Source organism: Demequina sp., assembly GCF_016278775.1.
Taxonomy (GTDB): domain Bacteria; phylum Actinomycetota; class Actinomycetes; order Actinomycetales; family Demequinaceae; genus Demequina.
Genome location: NZ_JADQBF010000098.1, coordinates 1 through 24,704 on the forward strand (window position 1 = coordinate 1; position 24,704 = coordinate 24,704).

Genomic DNA, 24,704 nt, shown 5'->3' on the forward strand with positions numbered 1-24,704 from the left:
TCGGCGTCAAGCGCGGCCTCGAGGCGCTCGGCCTCGGAAGGTGTCAGCCGTGTCACCCTTGTCTCGAGCACGACCGCGCGCGCACGGTCGAGCGCCGCCCCCAGCACGAACGACGTCATGTCCTGACCGTTCGCCGCGGCGGCCTCCTTGATGAGAGCGAGGTTCTCTTCTTCGATGCGCATGTTGATGCGCGTCTTGGCGGCGGTCATCGCGGCTCCTCTCCCTCTACGCAAGAGTACATCCTACATATGTACACCCGTGCTGGCGCACTAGCACTGGCCGGTCTCGGACGAACTCTCAGCCGGTCCTCACCGCTATGGCTCGCGACAGGCGCGCCCCCACCAATCAGTGGGACAGTGTCTGTATGGCAGAACCTACGCATGACGCCCGGCTGGCTGTGTTGATCGACGCCGACAACGCGAGCGCGCAACATCTTGAGCGATTGCTCGTGGAAATCGCGAAGTACGGCACGGCGACCGTGCGCAGGGCCTACGGCGACTGGACGTCCACGCGGCTGGCCAAGTGGAAGCCCGAGCTGCTCGCGCACTCGGTTCAGCCGATCCAGCAGTTCGCCTATACGACGGGCAAGAACTCCACCGATAGCGCGCTCATCATCGATGCGATGGACCTGCTTCACGGCGGCACGGTAGACGGCTTCTGCCTGGTGTCCAGCGACAGCGACTTCACGCGGCTGGCGGCGCGCATCCGCGAGCAGGGCCTGATGGCCTACGGCTTTGGTCAACGCAAGACGCCCAAGCCGTTCGTGGCGGCGTGCACACAGTTTGTGTACGTGGAGAACCTAGCCGGCACGGAGGCGACGCCCAAGCCTGCGGCCGCCCCCAACGTCAAGAAGGACCCCGCGCTCGACAAGCTGCTGTCCGAGGCGGTCGACACCGCCGCCGACGACGACGGGTGGGCTCACCTAGGTGCGATCGGCTCCAACCTGTCGCGGCTCGCGTCAGACTTCGACACCCGCACGTGGGGCTACAGCAAACTCACGGACCTGCTCAAGGCACACCCCGGCTACGACGTGGAATCACGCTCGCCGGGAGACGGGAAGCCCAAGGTCTCGGTGGTGAGGCGCAAGGCGCGCAAGTAGCGGCGGGGGAGGCGTCAGGTCGGCAAGGCCGCACCGTCTCGGGTCCGGGCCCGAGACGAAGCGCGGGCGACGAGTGGGTGGTCGACGCTAGCTCTGGGGCACTTCAGCAGGGACTGAAATGCCGACGCTGGTTACGTGTGCGCGCGGGCGTTTCGAAGCAGTGAGGCTAACGCAGGAATCTCGCGCGCCTCGCGGTCCAGAGCAGCCTCAAGACGCTCGGCTTCGGAGGCACTCAGCCTCGTGACCCGAGCCTCAAGCACCACCGCGCGTGCGCGGTCCAGCGCCGCCCCGATCACGAAGGACGTCATGTCCTGACCGTTGGCACCCGCGGCTTCCCTGATGAGAGCGAGGTTCTCTTCGTCAATACGCATGTTGATGCGAGTCTTCGCGCCAGGCATTGCAGTTCGTCTCCTTCTCAGTCTGCGTACATCCTACATATGTACACGCGATTTCCCACCTCGCACGTCCGGACTCGACTGTGGACAGCACCCAGACGGTTTGGAGCCGAGGTAGTGTCATGGGAGACGTATTCAGAAGTACCGACGGAGGAAGTCTCATGGGCAGCGGCATCACCGGTTGGGGCTACGAGGGACGCACGATCGCGGAACTCGTGGATTTCACCCGGGCCATGGGGGCCGAGTGGGTGGTCGACGTCCGGCTCAACCCTCTTTCGCGCAAGCCCGGCTTTTCCAAGCGCGCGCTTGCTGCCGCGCTCGGAGAGGCGGGCCTTCAGTATCTCCACCTCCCTGAGCTGGGCAATCCAAAGAACAACAGGGCGGGCTTCGCCGACGCTGTGGGCGCAGCCGGGCGCACGGCGCGAGAGCGCTACGGCACCGAGGTTCTGAGCACCGACGCGGCCGCTGCGGCGCTCGACCGCTTAACGGACTTGGGCGCGAACGGAGGAGCCGTCCTGCTCTGCTTTGAGGCCGAAACTCGGCACTGCCACCGTGCGGAAGTCCAACGCGCGCTCGTCGAGTCGAGTGTGACTGTCTAGGCAGATCTAGAGTCCAAGCATCCCCTGGGCGGCGACGCTGGCCGGGAGACGGGAAGCCCAAGGTGTCGGTGGTGAGACGGAACGCTCGCAAGTAGCGGGGGAAGTGCGATGTCATCCGCCGGGGCAAAAAAGAGACCCGCCCTCACGTGGAGGGACGGGTTAGTGATTCCAAAATAGCACGGCAAGCTGGCTGCGGCGCAAGTCTTGTGAACAGAACCCTGGCCATGCCCACGTGCTCAATCACCACCCCATCGGGCGCGAGACTCCAGCGACGCGATCGGGAAGCTGGCATTGTTTGACGTCCTCGAGATCGAGGCGTCTCCACCAGTGGTGACCTGCCCCTTCCGCGGACTCGCCCTTCAGCGCCCCCGCAAATGGTTTCTTGCTGGGGTTCAGCAGTCCGACGGGCACATGAGTTCGTGCGATCCTCAGCGGGAGTGCGAGGTCTGAGTCGTTCGACATGACGATGGCGCCGTCGATCCGTCGCTCAAGCACGTCAACGAGGAGGTGGGTCGCAACGTTCACGTCTGAACCCTTCTCCTCGCGCTTGCGAACTGTGGCAAATACCAGACCGCGGGCGTTTCGACGTGCGGGGAGTCCCTGACTCCAACTCAGAAGCGACCGGGGGTCCCGCAACGCCGTGGGCATTCGAGTTCCCGCAGGTTCCATCGTCATGACAGACTCCTTCGCCCATGACGAGTAGTACCCCTCCTCAATGAGATCGACGGCACCGTGCCCTTGCAGTGCCTTCAGGTAGAAACCCTGGCGCTGCGTCTTTGCCGGATCCGAGGAATCGTTAACCCGCGCGGTGCAGTACACGACTCGGTCGATCGAAGAACCGTGCCACTTCGCATAGCGTGACGCCAGCGCCCGGGGGTCAATCCACTTCCAACCAGGGCCGCTGCTCAGTTGCTCCTTGATGCCGTAGTAGACGTTGAAGGCATCGATGTAGACCCCAACTCTCATACAGCCGACGCTAGGGCCCGGAGCGATGCTCGCGCTCAGCCCTGTGGAAAACCCGCGGGGCGCCTCGGCGCGAGGCTGGCACCGCGCTATCCGGAGGCGTCAAGATAAGCACGGATCCGTGAACGGATTTCTGGCAGGTCCTCGTGCACGGTCGTGATGATGACGGCCACTTCGACGCGAGAGTACGTGTGGGCGATGCGGTTGCGCATCCCCCACATGGCGGGCCATTCGTCGCCGAAGAGCTGATCGCGGCGGCCCAAAGAGAGGGCGCTCAGCGCTTCAATTCCAGCCGATATCCGCATGCAGATCGCGTCGATCGTCTTCTCGTCGAAGGTGCCGTCCTGGGCGTATGCGATGGCCGCATCGAGGTGCAGCATGGCATCCGCAAGGCGTTCGCGCGTTGTGCGGCTCACAGCGGCACGGCCTGCTGAAGGATGCGGTCGCGCAGATCGGGGCGGATCGAGGACTCGGGCACAAGGTCGACGCGGGCGCCGATGAGTTCTGAGAGTTCACGTTCAAGTGTGGACAACTGCATCAAACTCAGCGGTTTGCGCATGTCGAACAGCAGGTCAACGTCGGAGTCCGGCCGGTCTGTGCCGTCGGCCACGGATCCGAACACGCGCACGCTGGCGCCGCCCGCCTCTTTGATTGCGGCACGAATGCGCGGCGATTGGTCCCGCAGGGCTCGCGCCCGGCGGGTCGAGCCGTGGAAGCGCAACAGCCGGTTGACTTCAGGCTGACTCCGACCAATCTGGGCCGCAATCTCCGCCTGAGTCATGCCCTGCGCATACGCCCGGCGCACTGCGGTGACAAGTTCGGCGCGGGCGGCCTCTACTGCGGCGTCGCACCGCTTTGCTACTGCTGCGAGGGCCTCCATGAAGCAACTATAGCATTTGCTATTACTGCGACACACGTCCCCGAGGAGACCCGGCCGGCGCCGTGCGGACCAAGCCGCGCGAGTCACGGCGGCTGTTCCCGGACTACGCGAGCACCCACTCGAGGCCGACTGGACCCCACGTCCCCTCACGAACGGAGCCGTCAAGCACAGGATCGAGGAACGCCGAGATGGCGTCCACCGCGTCTTCGAACGCGCCGGGCACGAGCGGATGTGGCTCTTTGCGAGAGAGTTGCTCGAACCGTGAACGCATGGATGTGGGTACGTCGGCTCGACTCGGAATGGAGAGGCCCCGCGCCACGGATTCTTCAGCGATGGCCTCATACAACTCGTCCGCGAGTATGTCGTCGGCGCCGCGAAGGGCGCAGAGGTCATACAGGTCCTTCACTCGCGACGATGCCCGCTGATCCCATCCGTAGCGGGCGTGGGTGGCGCAGATCTTGTCGGCGATGTGGTCTACCGATGGGTAGAGCAGCACACGGGCTGGCGCGAGTTCGGGCATACCAAGCGAGAGGAGGCTAGCGACGCGCGCTGGGGAGCCCGTCAGCTCTCGTCCCGCCACTAGGTCGATGTCGAACTTGTCGAACTGTTGGATACCCAGCACGACCGTCACGGTCACCGTGCATCCTGGGTAGCCGCCGGTGTTCAAGTCCGCGAGGTCTCGACGGGGTGGTGAGACTTGATAGGTCAAGCCGTCGCCGGCGTCACGCTCCACCGCCTGGCGCAGTGAGACAACGGCCGCGTCAAGGTCGTGGCCCGATACGCGCACGTCAAGGTCGCGAGTGGCGCGAGTGCTCAGTTGGCGCGCGACGAGCGCCTCGCCTCCCTTTACGATCCACTCGACATCTCCGGCCGCGAGCCGATGGTGCATTTGGTTGATCGTGATCTCGCGTATCACCCGCTCCGGCCTGAGACCTGCGTTACGTGCGCGGGCCCTGATCGACTCCGCGCTCAGAGGCAGGGCCGGTTCCCTACTCATCGCGAGACTTCGCTAGAAGAACGCTAGCGGGGAGCCCGGCAAGCGCCTGCCGGGCCAGACGAGCCAGGTCCTCATGGACACCAAGATCACGTGTGGTTGCCGCTGATGCTTTGGAAGCAGGGGCCAGTGCGTCCCGCAGGGCCGCCTCAACCGCGCTCTGAATCGCGGGCGCCCAGGCTGCACCCAGAAGGAGGCCAAGTTCTGGTTGTTTCGCGAGTTCCACGAGCGTTGACTTTGCATCGAGTCCCCTGAGTTCGAGCATGCGCTCCAGCAGCTCGCCACCGTTGCGTGCGCCGTGACGCCGCGCGGCCGAGTCCAGCATCGGTGCGAGTGCCTTGAGATCCACAGCGCCACGGCGATGGGCGTCCGCGAGCGCGTCCGCCACGTCACCAAGTTCGGGCTCGGTGCGGGCAAGGTCCGCAAGGGTCCGCTCAATTGTCGTGACCAGCATGCCGCGGGAAATGGTGATGTCGGACCGGGGCACCTCGGCACGGCGAATGGTGACATCCTCGCGCCTGCTCTGTTTGCGGACCGGCGCGGTCAGCTCGTGGCGGTCCGCGTACATGTTCCCGATGCCGTGAACGGCGGCGGCGCTGCGGTGAGACACGACGACGGGGTGGCCGAGGTCGGCGGCGCGCTCGGCGGCGGTGCGACCGGGATCTGCGGCCAGCCACGCTGCGCGGAGTCCCGTGTACTCGTCCTCATCGGCTCCGCGCACGCGATATACGCCGTGGGTCAGCCGCTCCAGGTCCTCGCTCTCGGCGAGCCTCGCGAGGCTGAGCCGGGGCACGCCAACCCGGACGGCCTGGCGTGTCGTCACCAGACCGTCCTGCATCTCGGCGATTCTGGCGACTTCACGCATCGCTGTGGCGGCTCTCATACTTCGACTGTATCACGTTGAGCGATATTTTTGCAGTATCCGATGCACCCGATAGGACGTGAGCGTCACCTCTCGGCGAGGCCCACGCCCCCGGGGCGAACCCCGGGGACGCAAGCGCCGCTAGTCCCCCTTCACATTCACGATCTGCCTGAGCGTGTGCCGGATCTCCACCAGGTCGGCGGCGTCAGCCAACACCCAAGTCGACGTCCTTGTACGCGGCAGGGATCTCGTCGATGAACGCGTCGGAGTCCTTGCACTCGATGCCCACCATGGAGGCCCGCAGGCGGTGGGCAGCCCGTCGCCGCTAGCCTGGACGTCGACTCGAGGAGGAAGCCGTGCAGGACAAGACCGTGATGGCCCGCGACCTACCGCGCGATGCGACCGACCCCCACGTCCGTGCCGTCCAAATCGAGGCCGCGATGCTCGCACCAGGCGGGGAGGCGTTCATCTACACGGAGTACTTCCCCACAATGCTTGAGGTCACCGGCAGTGCGGAGGCCGCGGGCGAGGCCGTGGTGCGGTTCGCGAGCGACCACCCCGAGCTGCCGCGCATCATGTTCCCGGTGCGCACGGTGCTACAGGCGAACGGCCTGGAGCACTTGATGGTCGATTACCTTCGCGATCGACTGGGGCGGTGGTCCGCGGAGATCGCATCCGCGCCGAGGGCTCGCGGCCCCAAGTCCCGCTACGCGATCGATGCCGGGTACTTGGCGGAGATCCTGATCAAGCACCAAGGCGACCCCGAGGAGATCACCGCGCTGCTGCGGACCGCAGCCGAGTACGAGCCAAAGGATGCGAGCGCGCAGGCAGCTCTTGCCGCCTGGACTGAGGGACGCGGCTAGGCACTGCGCGCGCGCCAAGTCTGCCCCAGGGTGGGGATGACCGAGCCGACGGTGGCGCCCAGGCCCAGGTGGGCGTCGGGCATCAGCGCGAGGTGAGGGTAGATGAACGGCATGGATGACGTGGTGATCGCCTGCTCCTTGGTCTGGGGATCCAGGATGGATGCCCAGTTCAGAAGCCGAGCGTTCAGCTTCTCCATGGTCTTTCCTTTCTGTTCGTGTGTTTGATGTGGTGTGTCGGTGATGCCCCGCGTGGGGGCGGCCGACGTTGTGGTGGAGATGCCGCGGCGAGCAGGCGTGCGCGCGCACGGGTGTACGACGGATGTCAGGGGCGTGGCCTCAGGCCTCGCGCAGGGACTCATCGACCCGCAAGGGGACGACGCCGACGTACGGCGGGCGTTCGTGCCCGCACGTCTTGAGCGGAAGGTCGCTGCGCTAGCGGTGGCGGCGCTGGCCTGGCTTGGAGGCGCGTTCATTGCGCAACTCGAGCTCAGGCTGGGGCAGGGCAAAGCCGACCGTGGTGGCGGCATAAGCGGCGTACGACACGGTGGCTCCTTTCCCTGCTGGTGGTGCTTTTGTGGTGCCCCGTGATCTCCGGGACACAAGCATCGGACCTTACTCCTTGCAAGGACGATGCGGGAAGAGCGGGGTGGTCACGGTTTGGCAAAGGGGGTGGTTAGCGGTCCTCAGGTCCAGGTGTCGGAGCGGCGCGCGACGGCGTAGATCGCTTCGATCTGCTCCCGCGTCAAGACGTCCGGCCGCTTCTTGAACCAGCGCGGCACGTCCTGTGATGCCACGACAATCACGTCGTCCGGCCTCTGTTTGACCGTGATGGTGGGCGCGCCGGACAGCACTATGCAAGGGGTCACGCGGACTCGGCTACCCACTACAGCCGAGAGTTTCTTGGAAGCCCTCGTCGCCTCGAACCGTGAGTTCCGCAGATAGTCCGTGGGTGTCCCGTTGACACGGATCTGGTGCCTGCCAATCCAGACCTTTGCGCGGGGGTGTCTCTTGGTGTTGACAGTAAACACGCCCCCGGGGCCGATCGCCACGTGGTCTATGTCCGATCCCTTCTTGCCGACTGGAACCGCGTGCAGGATTCGCCAACCGCGGCTCTCCAGCTCTTGGAGCCGGTTGCCGACGATGGCCTCGCCCTTCGCGCCGACGCGCCACGCGCGCTCTTGCGTCTTGATGTCGAACAGGCGCGCGCCATACGCGAAGAGTTTGGAGTCGGCCTTGTCGGCCTCCCACTTGGCGGCGGCCTGATCGTGGACCAGTTGGCCGGGACGGTGGGCGGCGAGGTCGGTCCACTGGCGGGTTGCCGAGTGAATCTGCTCGACCGGAGGAACCGGAGCCGGGTTTGGCTCCCGTGGCTCTATGTCGGGAAGCGTTGCGAAGGCCTCATCGGCCGTCACTGGTTCGACCACGGCGCGCGGGGGCTCCTGCTCGACATCGCTTGGTTCGGGTTCCTGCAGCACGTCGAAGGGGACCGACACAGGCGTCGGAGGACGAGTGTTGGACAAAGCCGCGCTCCACGCCACGAGCGCATCCCCTACGGCTGCGGCATCGACGCCGTCCTCAAGCGTCACATCGCCAGTGTTGAGATTGATCCACCCCAGTTTGGTTCCATCGGCGGCGGTCGCATAGCCGCGGTCGTGGCCGTAGCGCGTCCACCGCGTGATGCTGATGTCGTGAATAGCCCTCCCCCTCCGAACAGTGCGAGCTCGGCTCAGCACAGACTGCTCATTGATTCTAGGCAGGCGAGCTGGATCCACATGCGCGTCAAAGAGCGCCCTGACTGGGCGGCGCGGTGGGTGCGGGTGGAAGCTGGCGCGGTGGCCCCCGTTGTGCGGACCGGCGAATCAGTAGCCGAGTTGCTGCCGCCTGAGGAGTTTGGCTGGGTCTGGCGGACACGATGTCGGCTTGGCCAATTCGATGTCGTCGATTCGGGAAAGCTCCGATCGCAAGATCGGGTCGTCTGTGACCTTGTCCCAGCGCACCGCCGTACGCCCTTCCGGCGTGATCGTGAGGTATCCAGAGTCGAAGGCACGGTCGACAAAGGTCGAGAGACAGATGCCGTTGCTAGGATCTAGCCGGATTTCCGTGTCGGCGGCCCAAGGCACGATGTGGGAAGCGACGAGGAATGCCTTGGTCCGGATACCCGTAACGGCACACTCCCATTGGTAGTTGTCCTTCACCGCCTTCGCGAACACCTGCTGGCTGCTTCCTCGGACCTTGGAAACGCCTACTTCATCCTCGACGGCGTACCGGCCTGCTTCCAACTCTTCCTGGTAGCGGGCGACAAGTCTCGGGTCCGAATCCGCTGTCTCAGCAGTTTGGTCGTCCTGGAGCGGTTGAGAGCGAATCGGGTCAAACGAGAAATCGCCGTCGCCATCGAACCTGACGGTATCGGAGACTCGCTGGTAGACCCACCTAGTGCTGTCTGAGAGGTGCGGGGCGCCCTCGAATACGCCCAGGAAGTCGTAGTAGCGCCCGCCAGACGATGGCTTCATCTGACCAAAGGTGATGACGTAGTGGCGGATGGGCTCAGTCTCCAAGACATTTCGGTATCTACCGTCATCCACATGACGCATCACGATGGTCTTTCCATCGGACGACAAAGAGTTATCCCAGTCGTCATTCGGATACATCTTGGGGAACCAGATTTCGGTGAAATCGTCGAGACGAATAGTGGCGCGTTGGTGCCCCTTGTAGTCGCGTCCGAAGAGTCGGGCCACCTCGAGGTGGTCATGGAACGGAACCCGGTCGCCGACCGAAAGGGTGCCGGATTGGATCAGTTCGTGGAGCCAACTGAGGTCTTCTGCCTCCCGTCGTCGGATTTGAACCTCTGGAGTGAGGGTTACCGTGCCGCCGCCGACGGGCATGTCGGTCGCATAGGTGCGGTAGCAGAGCAGACGGTCCCCGGCCGCACGCGACTCAATGTCTTTCTCGGCACTCGCATGCGCGAACTTCGGAGCTCGGTCATAGCCACCACCGATCGTGCCGTCAGTGCGCACGCATAAGGACGTCAGGGGCGGCTCCTCCGCGTCAGCGGCCTTCCGTGCAGCAATCTCGAGAACATTGCCGATCCAGTGCTGCATCAGCATTCTCGTACTGATGCCGGTTGTCTCCTGAACCACGTCCCGCAGATCTGTGTAGCGAATGACTCGGTTGTAGGTCCGGGCAACGCGTTTGAGTTCCTCGTAGGCCACCTCAGCCCAGGCGTCAACGGCTTCCGAGTGCTCGATCTCGGTCCCGTCAATTCGTGTTGCCATAATTGGTCAGTGCTCCGTTCCCCAACCCGGGTGGCGGCTCTACGGACTTCCCTTAGGCGCCAAGAACCAACTCGCGCAACCAACCTGCGGGCACGCTGTCCATACACGGTGTCACCTTCCGAGAGGTAAAGCGAGACCTTCGAAGGTTGTGGTGAGCTTCTATCGGCGCGACGATCTCGGGCCGCCAGGCGGCGAAAAGGATGCGCCGGAGCAATCGGTGGCTCGCGAAGCGAAGGTGGCGCGTTGAAACTAGGGGCAGTGCCGCGGACGCTGGGGCCGGTTCAACGACTTGGCAAGATGTCCGTTCGCGCAGGGTGAACCACTCATGTGGTTGGCTAGGCAGATGCGACGTGTCTGGGGAATTCACAACGACAAGCTGACCACCGAGCTCTACGACCAAGAGTTTGTGAGCATCGGTTGGCAGGAGCTTGGCGACCTCTCGGAGATCGGGCCCACCCGCGACGACATCAAGGAAGCCCTCGGGCGCGCCTACCCGTCCAAGAAGCCGCAGGCGATCGCGGTCAACGCAGGGGTTCTCGAACGCTTCCGCTCAGTCATCCAGCCGGGCGACGTTGTTGTGGCGCCTTTCCGCCCTGACTCCACCATCGCGATTGGTGTTGTCAGCGGCGGCTACTACTTCGACCAAACATCGGAGACGCACCCGAACCGCCTTCCCGTGAAGTGGCGTCGCCTTTCGATCCCGCGAACGGTGTTTTCGAAGAGCGCGCTCTACGAAGTCGGTTCGGCGCTCACGCTGTTCCAGATCAAGAACCACGCTAGCGAGTTCCTCGCGCTCTTGGACCGCCCCCAAGGCTCCCCCGGCGAGGATGAAGCAGCGGTGGATCAAGCAGTGGAAGAAAGCGACGCGGAGCCCAGTGCTGAGCCCCGGGCCTCACGCGTCGAGCGACACACGCGTGACTACGTGCTCTCGGCACTTAAGGACGAAATCTCCCACCAAGAGTTTGAGGACTTCACTGCAGCCCTGTTGCGAGCAGTGGGCTACCAAGCCCGGACCACCGCGTACTCGGGCGACGGCGGCGTGGACGTTCTCGCGCACCGGGATCCGTTGGGCGTCGAGCCGCCCCAAATCAAGGTGCAATGCAAGCACCAGATGACGAACGTCGGTGGCCCCGAAGTCCAGCAACTCATGGGAACGCAGGGCTCTGGGGAGTTACTCCTGTTCGTGACGCTTGGGGGGTACACGCAGCAGGCGCGTGACTACGAGCGTGCGAAGCCCGGCCTACGTCTACTCACGGGAGAGGACGTCGTCGACCTCTTCCTCGCTCACTACGACAACCTCGAACCCCGCTGGCGATCACTGGTACCGCTCCGCACAGTGCTTGTTGTCGACGACGCAGCCGACTGAGGCAGCAACCTCACGCACGGTGTGGGGCCTATGAATCTTTCTGCGCCCAGCGACTTTGGGGGTCCGCCTCGCCCTCGATCAGTTCCGAGTACGTGCAATCGACCACGTTGACGGCACCCTCCGTCGCAACGCTTGTTACTTCGAGCTCTGCTCCCGCATGACAGCGGGAGAGCTTCACGCCCTTCCGCACGGCAACCCGACGAAGGCAAATGAAATCTGTGGTGGTGACATCCACCAGGCTGACCGAGCTATCACACTCCCCGTCGATGAAGCAGACCGAAGAGAACGAGCTCGCAGCCACCGTCAAGTGGCCACCGATCTTGGCGGTATCGAGGTGCAGAGAACCACGAGACCGAACCCCTTCCACGGTCACACCTCCTATTGTTGCTCCCTCCAAGTAGATTCCGTAGCCGACCTCGGACCTACCCGCGACCTCACAGTCGATGATGTGCAGCGTGTGCTCGACAGTTATGCCCGGCATGTGCAAGCCATACGGTGCCGACACATCGACAAATTCGCAGTTGCCGACAAGAGCGGAGCCCGCAAGGTCAACCATTCCCGCAAACACAGTGCTCTTGAAGACGGTGCCCGGCCCAAAAACACACCCCGCAAGATCTGGTCGATCACCGAATATTGCATCCTCGAAATCCCATCGAAGCCCGCGAAGATGGCTTGGAGCATTCTTTGCCGCCGCTGCCCTCTTGATCGCGGCGGCGACGGCGTTGCGCGCGCGATTGGCGGCTGTGCTCTCGTGAATGTATGCCTTGGGTAGGTCGGGCATCATGTCCGCGATCTCTTCGGGTGAGAGGTCGCTCTTGCGGTGCCTACGAAGTGCTGTACACAGCAAGTCTGCGCAGGCCTGCGCGTGGCGGGGGGACTCGCGCAAGAGAGAGCTGAGCAACAGTGACCCAGCAACCAACTCCGACTCGGATTCTCCGCCAAGCAACTGCGCGCCCGTTTCAAACTGACGGTCGAACATCAAGTTCGTCCCCCGGCGCGATTCGGCGCGCTTGAGGTTGAGGTTCTTCATCGTGAGGCCAGCGGCGCCCCCTGCGGCGATCGCGGTCACGAAAACGGGAAGGGCCCAGGAAGGGGCCACCGTGGGATTGTCGACGGAAAGCAGGACGAGCAGCACCGCCACCGCAATTGCACCGAATCCGAGGGCCCCGACCCCCGCGGCAACGACCGGATGCCAGCCGTCCACATGAAACGTTGAACCGTGCCCGTTAGGTTGATTTCCCCTCATGCCACAGACGCTACCCCCACCGCCGGACAGCGCGCCGCGCTATCGCCCCTTGTAGATATTAGACAAGATGAATTCATGCCCGAACCCGCCAAGACCGCAGCCGCGCCCAGCAAGCCCAAGCCGGGCAGCGACCTCCCTTTCGAGGCGCAACTCTGGAAGGCCGCGGACACCCTGTGCAACAACATGGACCCCGCCGAGTACAAGCACGTAGTTCAGGGCCTCCCCTTCCACGAGCACGTTTCCGGTTCCTTCGGCGCGCCCCACACAACGCCCTGCTGTACCGGTTGAGCCAAGGCACTGCACGAGTCCAGATTTGGCGTCGGCCGGACTATCGGGCGAACGAACAGGTTCTCAGAGCTTGTACTTGTCACGCCGCTTCTGGAACGCCTCTACGCCGCCGTCAAGGATCTCAACCGCGTGCTCGCGGACTCCCATTCGGTCGAGCTCGAACTTGGCCTTCCGCACTGGCTCGCTGTGTTCGAGCGAGCCAGTCTTGTAGTCGAATGTGAGATCCGCTCGATTCTTCCTGTCGTCACCATGTCGGTTCGCTACAAGAACCTGTTCGGCGTCGGCGCCGACTACGAGATTGGCGTTGTGCGTAACAAGAATGATCTGGCGACGCTTCTTCTGCTCCACGAGGTACGTGACAATTTCACCGTAGATCGACCGGCTGTCCAGATCATCTTCTGGCTGGTCGATCAGCAGAGTCCACACATCGTCCGCCTCCGCGAGAATCAGAGTCAGCGCGAAGAGTGCCTGCTTTCCCGGAGTCATTGTGGAGCGAGCGAAGCCGCCGATGGTGTCGCCATCAAGCTCGGCAGTGAACCGAACCTCGGGCGTGACCGTAAGGACGTTCTTAGCGGTATCGCCCTCCGAGAACCCAGTATTGAGCTTCTGCTTCCTCTCGAAGAGTGCTTCGAGGAAGGCCCTCGGGTCCGCACATGCCTTGTCGACGTCCACCAGCGACTCGGGGGTTACATACGTCCCCCTTTCGCGCTTACTGAAGGGGGCTGAGAGGGCTTTGACGACATCGGGATCTATGCCGACGGCGACCCCGAACTCGAGTTGATCGAGCACTCGCGGCTCCAGATTGAACGCCACCTCGAGCGCGGCGTGTGCATCGCTCCGTGCTGCGAAGCTCGCGGTGATATCGTCAATCGCCGCTGCCTGCTCCTCGATTGCATCCGCCCGTTCCTTCTCGAGCTTCTCTATCGACTTGAGAGTCGCTTGATACCCCTTCTGACGCTTGACCAGCTCGTCAAGCGCGGAGTTCGCTTTGTGCTTCTCGATGAGTTCCTTGTTGTCGTCTTCCAGGCTCTTGATCTGCTTCAGACGGTCTGATCTCTCGGCTGACAATGCCTTTCGTGCCGCGAGCACCACAGCTTCGATCTGGTCGGTGAGCGCCACACGCGTTTCGTCGACTAGTGCTCTTATGTTGTCGCCAGGGCTCTCCGCGAGCGCATCTGGATCAGGTTTCACGGCGATGTCGACGTCAACTTTGAACGGGGCGACCTCATAGTCTTCCCCGTCCGCGAGAACATAGGGGTCGAGTTGTTCCGCCTCGATCTCGATCTCGTCGAGACGAGTCTTCGCTCCCTCGATGTCGTCGACAATCTTCTGGTAATTCTCCAAGTCGTCCGCGCTCAAGGCGTTCTTGGACCGCACTTCCTCGATCTGCTTGACGACCTCGCCCTCCTCCTTGGCGACTGCGCTCTTGTCCCCAGCCTGACGGAGCCTTTCGCCCACGTTCCGAATTTCTTCGGCCTTCGCGAACCACTTGCCGACAGCGATCTCAATGCGGTCGTTCGCCGACTGCACGGCATCGAGCTGGCGATCGTGCTCGCGCACATATTGCGAGTAACGGTGCTCGATAGCAGGCTGGATCTTCTGGGTGACTTCCTTGGGGTTGTTGCTGATTTGATAGAGCCAGTTCTGCGGGATGTAGATGACGCTGCCACCGGCGGTCGACCCGTCTGCCCATTCCACCTCGCAGTTCGTTTCGGCAACCGAGCCCCATGAAAGGCCCGCGGCAGGTCCAAGATCGTTCGGCTTCGCAGTTGGCGAGGCGAGAGCCTGCTGCCTGACGGTGTAGTCAGGGTTTATGGCGTGGGCGATATGAGCTAGAAGAGCCGACTTCCCAGACGATCGACTTCCGATAATCGCGTTCAAGTTTGGGTTCAGCTCGATCTGATCGGGGAAGTCGTTCGAGCCGTCGAAGCAAACTTTCTTGATGACCTTGTACGAGTCCTTGGTATCGGGCTTGAGTTCCTCCAACGAAACACGGTCTCGCGGCTCTACGAGGGCCTGCTGAAGCCCCGCGAACGTGGGGTCGGCCTTGACCCACGTCACTACTTGGTGCGAGTCCTTCTCGTCGACAGCCTTGCCTAGCCAACTATTGAGATCCTCGAAGTTGTGCGCGTCGCACCCACCGAATACAGGCTTCGGCTTGGAGTCCTGCGACCCGCCACCGAAGCGATCCTTCCTCAGGTACCACTCCGAATAGCCCGCGTCTTTGCCGAAGATCGCATGTACCACCTTGTCGATCTCGTCGGCCAGCTTCTCCTTGCGACGGTTGCCCTTCGCCGCACGGAGGCCGTTGTTGCTCGCGGGCGCAAGGTAAATGAGTTTGTCTGACGGTTCCGCCTTCGTGCCAAATGTCTCGTCGAATGCCATCTTGACGTCTGCTCGCGTGACCGTGGCCGACTTCATGTCACTGTCCGTGAGCTCGGCGCAGGACTGGAACCTTCCGTGCTCGTCCGTGATCTGGGTCTTCAGCTTGGCCACGTATTCGCTCATCTTCTTAGGCGAAACGCCGTCATTGAAGATCACGTGGAAGTCGACCAAGTGCTGGGAGCCGTTGACCGATTCGTTGAGTCGCACCTCAAGGTTTACGAGCAGCAACTTCCCTGATGCAGGGAACTTGTTCTTGAAGTGCTCGACGAACGCCAGCTGGCTCTCGACCGAGAAGTAGTCCGTCACGCCGACAACCGCAACATCCGAGGCCTCGATCGCATCTGCGAATCGATCCCAGTCAGGGCTACCTTTCTTCTTCTTGTAGCCATCGTTGAGCTTCGTGCCGGGCAGATGGACGTGGAGATCCCACTTCCTCCATTCGGACCCGCGCGGATACCGTTTTGTCATCCCCAGTCCTCCTCCGCAAGCGGCGCCTCGTTGAGCTCATCCCGCCTCGCGCGCCAGTCGGGCAGGTGTTGATCCATGAGCTCGATGAACCGCTCGCTGTGCGCGCGCTCGATCAAGTGGGTGAGCTCATGCACAACGATGTACTCGAGACACCGTGGGTTCTTCTTCGCAAGCTCCGGGTTCAGCCAGATCGTGTTCGACGCCGTCTGGCAGGTGCCCCACTTGGTCTTCATGCGGCGCACGACGAACTTCGTTGCTCCCACGCCGACAATCGGCTGCCACTTCTCAAGCAGAGCAGGGACGGCTTTCTTGAGCTGGTTGCGATACCAGTGATCCAGAATGATCTGTCGTTGCTCGGTGGCGTAGTCAGAAGGTGCGGTGAGCCACAGCGTCTTCCCGGCCACAGTCACGGCCGCACGCCCACGACGAGAGGCGTCGAGTCGGAGTCTCTCGCCCCACACGTAGTGGGTTTCCCCTGAGACCATCTGGCGCTTCGTCTGCCGCTCCGCGTCCTGGAGCTGCTTTCTCTGCTGCTTGATCCACGGAAGGCGCTGAACGATCGCCAACCGGATCGCATCCTCATCGAGGCGATGCGGCGCGGCTACACGGACACGGCCAACCGGTGGGTAGACGGAGATGTGCAGGTTCTTAATGTCCTTATAGACGACATCAATCCCAAGGCCAGCGACTGTGAGGTAGGCGCTAGCGGTACTCATCGCGCGCCTTCACCAGTTCAAACAGTTCCTCGAACCGGTCGAATCCCTCGGGCAGCACCTTGCGAATTTCGCGCGCTAGCGCACGCTCCTTCATCTTGCTGCCAATCCATCCGTGCTCGCGCTGGTGCACCACCGTCTGGTCAACGGTAATTGCGAGGTCCGGATCCGGGAAGGCGAAGTCAACGAGCGCTTTTTGTGCACCATTTTGCGCCCAGACAGGGTAGATGGTGTTGGACTCCTTGTTGCCGACCTTCGTTGCGAAGGCGATGAGCTCCTCGAGGTAAGACTTGTAGTCGAGCGCGTCCTGCAATCTCTTCTCGATCAGAGCCTCGAGCAGCGATGACATGGAGTCGTAGTAGCGCGGGTTCATCGCGTGCTCGTCGACGATCGTCTTGCGGACGTTGTTGACGATGGTTTCTGCCACGGCCTCGGGGTTCTTGCGCAGACCGGACGGGAGTGAGTCGAGCGCGTTTTCACCGCGCTCGACGATGAGGGCAACCAAGCCCTTTTCGAAGCTGGCGACAACCTGGGACGGGTCGGCCTGAACGTAGGTGTCCAACAGCGTTCGCATACCGGCCTCGAACTGTTTCATGTCGATGTTCTCGCCTGCGCCGAGTTCAACCTCATCGCGGGCCGCCACGAAGTGAGTCACCTCGTTCTTGATGGCCGTGGTCTCGTCGGCCGAGTAGCCCGCCGCGTCCATGTCATTGGCAAGCGCTGTGTAGGAGCGAACCAAGCCCGAGACCGCCTTGTACAGTTCGACGCGTTTGGGTTCGTTGCCCTTGATCTGGGCGGCGTCACCAGGTACCGAGGCAACGAAGTAGTGCTGGTACTCCAGAGTTCCCTTCGGCGGTGCGACAGGCTCGACCAAGGCACGGATCTTCTCCAGTGCGTTATCGAGGTCCTGACGGCCCTGCTCGACTCGGTCCTTGAGCAGACCCTCGACGTCCTTCTCCGCGTATCCGTCCAAGGCGCCCGAGGTGTAATCGGTGATCGCCAGCTCCAAAGAGTTGAACAGGTCGCGGTAGTCGATGATGTAGCCGTACGTCTTGTCGTCGCCGTCCAGGCGGTTGACCCGACAGATGGCCTGGAACAGGCCGTGGTCGCGCATGGTCTTGTCGATGTATAGGTAGGTTGCGCTCGGGGCGTCGAAGCCGGTCAGGAGCTTGTCGACCACGATGAGTAGGCGCATCTGGCCCGGTTCCTCGATGAAGCGACGCTTGACCTCCTTCTCGAATTCTTCGATCCGGCCGACCGCCTCGTCGGCAGGCACACCGAAGAAGTCGGCCAGCATCTGGCGGTAGATATCGTACTGGCGCAGTTTCTCTGTAGCGCCCTCGCCGGAGTCTTCCTTCGAGATGTCGCTCGGGTTCGGGACGTAGCTCGTGACGATCGCGACCTTGTCCTTGAAGCCAGCGTTGACGAACATCTCGTAGAACTTACACGCCTGGTAGATGCTCTCGCCCACGAGTATCGCATTGCCGCGACCGCTCACCAGACGAGGTTCGGTCTCCATGTCCAGCAGGATGTCCTGAACGATCTGCTTGGCCCTAGGCTCGGCGGACACGACCTTCTGCATCGTGCCCCACTTCTTCTTCAACCGGGCCCTGCTCAGGGCAGTGAGGCCCTTGGTCTTGGCCTCAAACCACTTGTCGACCTTCTCCGGGCCGGTCAGGTCTTGCTCGATGTTGCGGGCCTCGTAGCGCAGGTCGAGCACAACACCGTCCTCCACGGCCTCGTCGAACTTGTAGGTATGGATGAACGATCCGAAAGTCTCAATGCTGGTGGCCTTCTCCGCCTTGAGAAGCGGCGTCCCCGTGAAACCAATGAATACCGCCCCGGGCAGAACCTCCTTCATCGCACGGTGCATCTTGCCCGATTGGGTGCGGTGCGCCTCGTCAACGAAGACGAAGAAGCTGCCCTTGGGGGTGAAGCCAACTGGCACGCGTGAACGCAACTCAGCGATGAACTCCTCGCTGGCGTGGTCGATATCCGTGTCGTCGTCGCCGCCCCGGAACTTGTGCACAAGGGAGCCAACGAGCCACGGATCGTGCTTGTTGATCTGTGTCAGCAGGTCGGCGCCCGAGGTGGCGCGGTAGATGCTCTCGTTGACCCCGCCAAAGACCTTCTCGATTTGTTCGTCGAGTTCGGTGCGGTCAGTGATGATGAGGACACGCGGCTCTGGCTGGTGCTCACGGATCCACTTGGCCAGCCAGACCATGGTTAGGCTCTTGCCCGAACCCTGGGTGTGCCAGATGATGCCTCCCTCTCGCTTGGCAATACGGGCCTGTGCCGCCTTCACTCCGAAGAACTGGTTGTGTCGGGCAGTCTTCTTCTTCCCCGCGTCGAACACCATGAAGTCATGGATGAGTTCGAGGAAGCGGTCCTTTGAGCACATCTGCAGGATCGCCCTGTCCAGCGGCTCCGCCACGTCTGCGCCGACGGTGCTGTCCTCGGGCTCTTTCCACTCCAGCCAGTACTTCTCGGGCGTCTCGATCACGCCGTAGCGGAGCCCCTCGACGTCGTTGCCTGCGAACACAAGTTGGACGGTCGAGAAGAACGGTCGTATGAAGTGGGCGCTCTGGTTGCCGATGTTCTGGCGGATACCCTCGGTGACGCTCACCTTCGAGCGCTTGAACTCGATGATGGCCAGCGCGAGGCCGTTGACGTAGAGCACGACGTCGGGTCGCTTCTTGTGCTCCCCGGTGATCGAGACCTCCTCGGCCACCAAGAAATGGTTGGCATCGGGATTGCTCCAATCAATGAGCCGTACCGTCTCGAACTGGTCGCCCACGCCTCGCTTGATTTTCACGCCGTAGCGAAGCAGGCCGTAGACCTCGCGGTTGGCCTCGTACAGCGTGCGGGCTCCACCCACCGATGTGGCCTTGGAGAGCTCGTTGATCGCCTTGCCGACGATCTCCTCGTCGTAGCCACGCGCGAGGAGGCTGTCGCGCAGGAACCTCGCCTCGACGTTCGAGTTGCCGGCGCGGTCCTCCCAATTCTCCCCGTACTCATATCCCAAGTGCTCCTGAAGGAACTTGACGACGCGATCCTGCGTCTCGCGTTCCAGTTGACCAACCGTGCTCATGGCTTGCCCCCAGCGTGCTCAACAGTTGATTCATCGACCCACCGCGCGAGCACACTCAGCGCCGCTAGGTATTCGAGCGCTACTTGCTCGTCGAGCTCCTGGTCCGCCTCATGGCTCAGCGGATTCCGGATACCAGCAAAGATCCCTTCAGCGAGAGCCATCGCCCCTCGCTGAACTGATTGATACGTCTCGCTACCGTCTGGCTCCATCCGCCGCAATCGCGACTTCTCCGGCTCCGCCGACTTCGTCGAGAACGCCTCCTGGAAGAGTTTGGTCTCGCTGAGGTCACGCCTACCGACCTTGTTTTGAGTCTCCGCATTGACCTTCTTGGCTGCATCCTCGACCGCCGCATGAAAGTGTCCGGACTGCCAAAGAGAGGCCGCACCACTCCAGATCCATTGGTGCAGGCTCGACGCGGATATCTCGGGTGCATCATCACCTAGGTTTGCGGCGATCTCGGCAGTTCGCTGCAACTGAGCTTTGGCTCGAGTCGCAGCTTCACGATGCCGGCTCCACGCAACATATTCGTCATCTTCGATGTCGGTACGCCAACGGGGCAAGACTCGATCGAGGATTTTCTCGGCAACTTGCGCCTGCGCTGCGATATCGGCATCGGATCCTCGAGGCCAGTCCCCGAGAATGTTCGGGTCCCGATGCGGCACGAACTCGAGCAGATGGATCAGTCGATCTAGTTCGTGAAGAGCCCACTCTGTATTCATATTGCTCATGTGTCACTTCCAGAATGCACGAGACGGGTGCGTCCAGCGAGTAGCTCCTGCATCATGCCTTGCTTGATGGCGCGGGTGGCTTCGAGGCGGCGCTCGAGACCCTCGATCTCGAGGTCATAATCATGCAAAACTGTGGCTACTGCAAGCTGCTCATCAAGGCGAGGATTGGGAAGCCATTTCTCAGAGAAGAACGAACGCATCAGGTTCGGATATGCGCTAGTTGCTGTATTTGAATCGAGCATCGCACGAGCGCCGGGTGCCCACATGACCTGGGCTAGAAACGCTCCCGACACGCCCCGACGCGGCCGGAGAATCCGTACAAAGTTGGACGCAACAAGGATTCCTGGATTGTCCACATACGCAGTCTTGCCCAAACCGTTGCCACTGCTCGTAATGACGACATCGTCCTTGCGACAACGAGCCTTTGCGAGTTGACCGTTTGTGAAGTACCGCTCCGACGTACCACTGATACGTCCACGCGGGGTAATGTCACCGGCCGTGATGACATGCACCCGATGAGGTGAAACCGCCGAAGGTCTATCTGCTCCCCAAAACCCAGTCGACCGGGTGCAAAGGTCTGTCAACGATGCAAGATCGCCCCATACACCAGAAAAGCCGGGCAGGCGGGTGCGACCGGTCAGGAGCTCCTGCATCATCCCCTGCTTGATGGCGCGCTTCTTAGTGATGGTCTTCTCAAGCGTTTGAATAAGGCCGTCAGCGTCTCCAAGCGCAGCGCCGATCAATTTCTGCTCATCATCCGGAGGCACCAACAGTTCATAGCCAGCGAGACCCACACGGTTGATCTTGGGGATACCACTGCGCATGGACTCGCCAACTGCGAAGTTCGCGAAGTCTCTTCCGAGAAGAAGATTCAGCACAAACCGTCCATCAGCACCCTTCCGGGGCTTCAGCGGATACATGTCGGCGCTACACAGCGCAGGAAACTCCGCTCGATGCGCCTTCATCAGGTAGGGGCGAATTTTGCTGTAAACGATGTCGCCCTGATCTACGAGGTACTTGCCGCTGATTGCACCCTGCTCACGAGCCGACCTCACCTCAAGCAGTCGGCCAGTCCCGCTCTCAATGTGATCCGGAGCAATAAGTGGCATGCGCCGATACTGCGCTAACTTCGGATCAATCTGACCGCTGCGAATCGACACCAGGTCGAGCAGGCGCTCGACCTTCCACCCTTGGGGAGACGGCGACGTCACACCTCTACCCCCATGGCTGTGAGATGCGCTGCGACCCTGGTTTTCAGCGCCTCAACCTCGGCATCCAGATCGCCCACGGTCTGCTCGTAGCGCGCGCCCAACACGTTCAGGCGGTCCACGAACTTCTGGGTCAGCGCGGCGAGCTCGGCGTTGACGCCGGCCACCATGCGACCACCCCACTTGTCGTCGACGACGAGGCTCTGTATGTCGGCTGTCGGGAGCGAGGCGTACTGCCTGAGCGTCGCCTGATCAAGCTTGACCTTGGCCTCTTTGGCGGCCTTCTTGGCAGCCGTCTCATCCTTGAACAGGCCAATGACACAGGTGAGTGCGTCGAACTCATCGCGGTCGGACACTTCAGCCTTGACCGTTCTCAACCGAGCTGTGGCTGTCTTGTTCGTGACTTTGCCGTCGTCATCGGAGGCGTCGAACAGCAGTCCTTCTTCGACCGCATGCTCTTGTACATATTCATCGAGCGCCTGTCCAGCCGCATCAACTGCTGCGCTCAAGCTATCCAACTCGGCCTGCTCTGTGGAGAAGTGACGAGCGATCATGATCTCAGGTGGCAGGAGGTCCATGACCCAGCGAGCGGCCTTCACGCCTGTGCCAAACGTAATGTGTGCTGTCTCGTACTTTGGTTTCTTGTTCTTGTCGTACCCGAGGATTCGGGCTGCACGAGGCTCTGCGGCACCTTCCCAACCCTCGCTCATGATTAGGGCGATGTCATCGTGCATGAGGTCGTTCCAATAACTCATGAGCTGCTCATACACGCCGTACTCGTCGATCAACGGGCGTGACCTGAAGGCTTCGAGCAGGGTGTCGCCGAGTTCCGCAATCAGGTCAGCTGGGCGTGTGGTGTTCGCGATGCCACGGAGTAGGGCGCGATGCGAGTTCCACCATTGCTCCATAGCCTCACTGCAGCGCGCCGCGAAGGTGTTGTACTCGGACGAGTCAGTGATCGCGGCCGGGATATCACTCTTGTCGATAGCGAGTTCGCTGTAGCCATCACGGAGCGGCTTGAACAGGGCGGTGCGCAGGCTTGGGAAGGCGTCCCAGTACGGCTGCAAGGCATCGAGGTCCCGGTCCGGGATGCCGCCCTTGAGGTGGGCATGCAGGTCCTGGATATCCTCGGGTTCCGAACTGTCGATGTAGCGCGGGATATTGAGGTTATGGCCATTCTTCGGGTCTGCGATCTCACTCACAGGCACCATGCGTGAGTAGCGCTCGATCTCCTTCTGGTTCACGAAGGTGTCGATGATTTGGTGCATGTCGCGAGGGCGAAGGCGATTCTTGTCGCCGTCCTTGGCAAAGCCCTTGCTCGCGTTGATCATGAAGATACCAGTGCGTGCCTGCGCGTTCTCCTTGTCGAGCACGACGATGCAGGCCGGGATACCGGTGCCATAGAACAGGTTAGCCGGCAGGCCTATGATCCCCTTGACATACCCGCGCTTGATGAGTTCCTTGCGGATGGTCGCCTCGGAATTGCCGCGGAAGAGAACGCCGTGCGGCAGAATCACTGCGCCTTTGCCGGTGCTCTTGAGCGACTTGATCATGTGTAGCAGGAAGGCAAAGTCGCCGTTCTTCTCCGGCGGGCGTCCGTAGCCGTCGAAGCGGCCGTACTCGTTCTCGAGGCCGTTGTTCCAAGACTTGACGCTGAACGGCGGGTTGGCGACGAGGTAGTCAAAGGTCTGCAGCTCGCTGCTCTTGAGGAACTGCGGGCTAGTTATCGTGTCACCCTGGAGGATCTCGGCGGTGGCGTTGCCGTGAAGGACCATGTTCATCACCGCGAGTCCGCGGGTGGGGATGTCTCTTTCCTGGCCGTAGATGGTCAGGCCGTTCGGGGCCGCATCGGCCACCTTCAGGAGCAGTGAACCTGACCCGCACGTCGGGTCGTAGACCGTCGCAGACTTGGGCGTGTTCGGCTTGATTCCGACAAGCGCGGCCATCACACGCGATACCTCGGCCGGCGTGTAGAACTGACCCTTGCTCTTTCCCGACTCGCTGGCGAAGTGCCTCATCAGGTACTCGTAAGCATCCCCGAGCAGGTCATCGCCCTCGGCCCGCGAGCCTGAGAAATCAAGGTCCTGGAAGATCCCGATGAGCTTCGTCAGCCGGTCGACGAGTTCCTTGCCCTTGCCGAGCTTGTCGGGGTCGTCGAAGTCAGCGATGTTGATGACGCCTTGCAGCGGGTCGTTGGCGTCGGCGAGTTTGCGGACCGCCACGTTGACCTGCTCGCCAATGTCCGACTTATTTTTCAGTGCCACGAGGTCATCGAACGAGCCGCCCTCAGGCACCTCGACGTCGGCGTACTGGTCTGCCTTCGCCTTGTCTGAGACGTACTTCACGAACAGCAGGGTCAGGACGTAGTCCTTGTACTGACTGGCGTCCATTCCGCCGCGTAGTTCGTCGGCGCTGGCCCAGAGAGAGCTATATAGGTCGGATTTCCTAAGCGCCATCGCGGATCCCCCTTCGTCGTTTCGCCCAATTCTCGCGTAACTCAAAACTCGCGGGGATTGGAGTCTGCCACTGCAGATGTGACAGAAGTCAACCTACAGCGTGAGGCATCTCGATACTTGGCCACGCGGCGGCGTTCCAGCACACCATGCGCGCGGCGCGTGGCGCGTCACGTTCGCGAACTCGCGGAAGACATGCGACGCCCGCTAGGAACCTGGGTCGACTAGCACCCCTTCCCCCACCACCGGGATCCCGTACTCCCGAGCCTTGCGCGCCTTGCCCGATCCGCTCCCAGGGTCCTGGGCAATCACAGCCGCCACTCCGCGTTTCACGCCAGGCCACACCACCAGTCCCCGAGCCTCCGCCACCTCTCGCAGTTCCGCCTTGCGCGCCTCCGGGAACCCCGTGAACACCACCAGGTCCCCCTGCTTCAGCTCCACGCCCTCGACCACCGTCGCCACCCGCGCCCGAGCCGCCGCCAGCAGGCCCTCCACCTCGAGGTCTGCCAAGTCCAGCAGCCCCGCCAGTTGGATCACGAGCGCCCGCTCCTCCCGCGTGAACTGGTCGTCCGCACACACCGCGTCCACCACGCCCAGCATGTAGTGGCGGTTCAGCCGGGCGACGTCCGCGGCGCCCAGCCCCAGCGTCGTCGCCATTCCTTCCAACGCACGACGCTCCGGTACCGAGATCTTCCTGTCCAGCAGCACGCGGTCTAGTAGATCCAGGTACTCGTCGGCGCCGGCGACGTCGTCCACCGGGGCGAAGTGCCCCACCACCCGCGCCAGTACGGCACTGCCGGGACGCGTCGTGCCCCTGAGCACCGGCGCCAC

At 62.3% G+C, this 24,704-nt stretch carries 22 protein-coding genes and 2 pseudogenes; 5 read left to right on the forward strand and 19 right to left on the reverse strand.

Translation table 11 applies throughout. From position 1 onward, the window contains the following. The coding region (locus QZZ33_RS10930) for a DUF1778 domain-containing protein (RefSeq protein ID WP_291380051.1) at positions 1-209 on the reverse strand (209 nt) is incomplete at its 3' end. A gap of 155 nt (positions 210-364) precedes the next feature. On the opposite strand from QZZ33_RS10930, the gene QZZ33_RS10935 reads away from it, so the two are divergent. Continuing rightward, a complete protein-coding gene (locus QZZ33_RS10935) occupies positions 365-1,099 on the forward strand; it encodes an NYN domain-containing protein (protein WP_291380052.1) in 735 nt (244 codons plus the stop codon). Positions 1,100-1,230: 131 nt separating this feature from the next. Here the strand turns inward: QZZ33_RS10935 and QZZ33_RS10940 are convergent, their stop codons facing one another. Then, entirely contained in the window at positions 1,231-1,497 is a 267-nt protein-coding gene (locus QZZ33_RS10940) for a DUF1778 domain-containing protein (RefSeq protein WP_291380053.1), read from the reverse strand. A gap of 158 nt (positions 1,498-1,655) precedes the next feature. On the opposite strand from QZZ33_RS10940, the gene QZZ33_RS10945 reads away from it, so the two are divergent. Further along, positions 1,656-2,093, forward strand: coding sequence for a DUF488 domain-containing protein (locus QZZ33_RS10945; protein WP_291380054.1), 438 nt, complete (start codon positions 1,656-1,658; stop codon positions 2,091-2,093). 240 nt (positions 2,094-2,333) lie between these two features. On the opposite strand, the gene QZZ33_RS10950 is transcribed toward QZZ33_RS10945, so the two are convergent. The 6 genes and pseudogenes from QZZ33_RS10950 to QZZ33_RS10975 all read right to left on the reverse strand — a co-directional run. Further along, positions 2,334-3,059 carry an NYN domain-containing protein gene (locus QZZ33_RS10950; RefSeq protein ID WP_291380055.1) on the reverse strand — a complete coding sequence of 242 codons (726 nt, stop codon included), beginning with the start codon at positions 3,057-3,059 and terminating at the stop codon, positions 2,334-2,336. A gap of 86 nt (positions 3,060-3,145) precedes the next feature. Next, positions 3,146-3,472 (reverse strand): HepT-like ribonuclease domain-containing protein, encoded by a 327-nt coding sequence (locus tag QZZ33_RS10955; RefSeq protein ID WP_291380056.1) that lies wholly within the window; start codon positions 3,470-3,472, stop codon positions 3,146-3,148. After that, complete coding sequence (locus QZZ33_RS10960; RefSeq protein WP_291380057.1) at positions 3,469-3,936, reverse strand: nucleotidyltransferase domain-containing protein; 468 nt, start codon at positions 3,934-3,936, stop codon at positions 3,469-3,471. Before QZZ33_RS10960 ends, QZZ33_RS10955 begins: the two co-directional genes overlap by 4 nt. 103 nt (positions 3,937-4,039) lie before the next feature. Then, positions 4,040-4,933 carry a nucleotidyl transferase AbiEii/AbiGii toxin family protein gene (locus QZZ33_RS10965; RefSeq protein WP_291380058.1) on the reverse strand — a complete coding sequence of 298 codons (894 nt, stop codon included), beginning with the start codon at positions 4,931-4,933 and terminating at the stop codon, positions 4,040-4,042. Further along, positions 4,926-5,813: a type IV toxin-antitoxin system AbiEi family antitoxin domain-containing protein gene (locus QZZ33_RS10970; protein ID WP_291380059.1), complete on the reverse strand. Its 888-nt coding sequence runs from the start codon at positions 5,811-5,813 to the stop codon at positions 4,926-4,928. Before QZZ33_RS10970 ends, QZZ33_RS10965 begins: the two co-directional genes overlap by 8 nt. A 120-nt stretch (positions 5,814-5,933) precedes the next feature. After that, positions 5,934-6,099, reverse strand: a pseudogene (locus QZZ33_RS10975) (RtcB family protein); the annotation flags it as partial. A 49-nt stretch (positions 6,100-6,148) separates the two neighbouring features. On the opposite strand from QZZ33_RS10975, the gene QZZ33_RS10980 reads away from it, so the two are divergent. Further along, positions 6,149-6,655: a hypothetical protein gene (locus QZZ33_RS10980; RefSeq protein ID WP_291380060.1), complete on the forward strand. Its 507-nt coding sequence runs from the start codon at positions 6,149-6,151 to the stop codon at positions 6,653-6,655. A 23-nt stretch (positions 6,656-6,678) separates the two neighbouring features. Here QZZ33_RS10980 and QZZ33_RS10985 read toward each other — a convergent pair. From QZZ33_RS10985 to QZZ33_RS10995, 3 genes and pseudogenes are all read right to left on the reverse strand, one after another. Beyond that, positions 6,679-6,852: pseudogene (locus QZZ33_RS10985) on the reverse strand (RtcB family protein); the annotation flags it as partial. Positions 6,853-7,338: 486 nt separating this feature from the next. Then, positions 7,339-8,388 (reverse strand): NERD domain-containing protein, encoded by a 1,050-nt coding sequence (locus QZZ33_RS10990; protein WP_291380061.1) that lies wholly within the window; start codon positions 8,386-8,388, stop codon positions 7,339-7,341. A gap of 126 nt (positions 8,389-8,514) precedes the next feature. Continuing rightward, positions 8,515-9,927 carry an HNH endonuclease gene (locus tag QZZ33_RS10995; protein WP_291380062.1) on the reverse strand — a complete coding sequence of 471 codons (1,413 nt, stop codon included), beginning with the start codon at positions 9,925-9,927 and terminating at the stop codon, positions 8,515-8,517. A gap of 343 nt (positions 9,928-10,270) precedes the next feature. Here QZZ33_RS10995 and QZZ33_RS11000 point away from each other — a divergent pair, with 343 nt between their 5' ends. After that, complete coding sequence (locus QZZ33_RS11000) at positions 10,271-11,293, forward strand: restriction endonuclease (RefSeq protein WP_291380063.1); 1,023 nt, start codon at positions 10,271-10,273, stop codon at positions 11,291-11,293. A gap of 28 nt (positions 11,294-11,321) precedes the next feature. Here the strand turns inward: QZZ33_RS11000 and QZZ33_RS11005 are convergent, their stop codons facing one another. Next, on the reverse strand, positions 11,322-12,539 hold the full coding sequence (locus QZZ33_RS11005; protein ID WP_291380064.1) for a hypothetical protein: 1,218 nt from the start codon (positions 12,537-12,539) through the stop codon (positions 11,322-11,324). Positions 12,540-12,614: 75 nt separating this feature from the next. Here QZZ33_RS11005 and QZZ33_RS11010 point away from each other — a divergent pair, with 75 nt between their 5' ends. Continuing rightward, positions 12,615-12,827, forward strand: a complete 213-nt coding sequence (locus tag QZZ33_RS11010; RefSeq protein WP_291380065.1) for a hypothetical protein — start codon at positions 12,615-12,617, stop codon at positions 12,825-12,827. 63 nt (positions 12,828-12,890) lie between these two features. Here the strand turns inward: QZZ33_RS11010 and QZZ33_RS11015 are convergent, their stop codons facing one another. From QZZ33_RS11015 to QZZ33_RS11045, 7 genes are all read right to left on the reverse strand, one after another. Further along, positions 12,891-15,680 (reverse strand): TrlF family AAA-like ATPase, encoded by a 2,790-nt coding sequence (locus QZZ33_RS11015; RefSeq protein WP_291380066.1) that lies wholly within the window; start codon positions 15,678-15,680, stop codon positions 12,891-12,893. Continuing rightward, positions 15,677-16,396 carry a SprT family zinc-dependent metalloprotease gene (locus QZZ33_RS11020; RefSeq protein ID WP_291380067.1) on the reverse strand — a complete coding sequence of 240 codons (720 nt, stop codon included), beginning with the start codon at positions 16,394-16,396 and terminating at the stop codon, positions 15,677-15,679. The genes QZZ33_RS11015 and QZZ33_RS11020 overlap by 4 nt, the downstream gene beginning before the upstream one ends. Then, the gene (locus tag QZZ33_RS11025) at positions 16,383-19,484 is read right to left on the reverse strand and encodes a type I restriction endonuclease subunit R (RefSeq protein WP_291380068.1); all 3,102 of its coding nucleotides are present in this window, start codon (positions 19,482-19,484) and stop codon (positions 16,383-16,385) included. The genes QZZ33_RS11020 and QZZ33_RS11025 overlap by 14 nt, the downstream gene beginning before the upstream one ends. Continuing rightward, on the reverse strand, positions 19,481-20,212 hold the full coding sequence (locus QZZ33_RS11030; RefSeq protein WP_291380069.1) for a TIGR02391 family protein: 732 nt from the start codon (positions 20,210-20,212) through the stop codon (positions 19,481-19,483). Before QZZ33_RS11030 ends, QZZ33_RS11025 begins: the two co-directional genes overlap by 4 nt. After that, entirely contained in the window at positions 20,209-21,423 is a 1,215-nt protein-coding gene (locus QZZ33_RS11035; RefSeq protein WP_291380070.1) for a restriction endonuclease subunit S, read from the reverse strand. The genes QZZ33_RS11030 and QZZ33_RS11035 overlap by 4 nt, the downstream gene beginning before the upstream one ends. Then, positions 21,420-23,876, reverse strand: coding sequence for a class I SAM-dependent DNA methyltransferase (locus QZZ33_RS11040; protein ID WP_291380071.1), 2,457 nt, complete (start codon positions 23,874-23,876; stop codon positions 21,420-21,422). The genes QZZ33_RS11035 and QZZ33_RS11040 overlap by 4 nt, the downstream gene beginning before the upstream one ends. Positions 23,877-24,080: 204 nt before the next feature. After that, positions 24,081-24,704 (reverse strand): BRCT domain-containing protein (locus QZZ33_RS11045; RefSeq protein WP_366476071.1); only part of this gene is annotated, 624 nt, incomplete at its 5' end.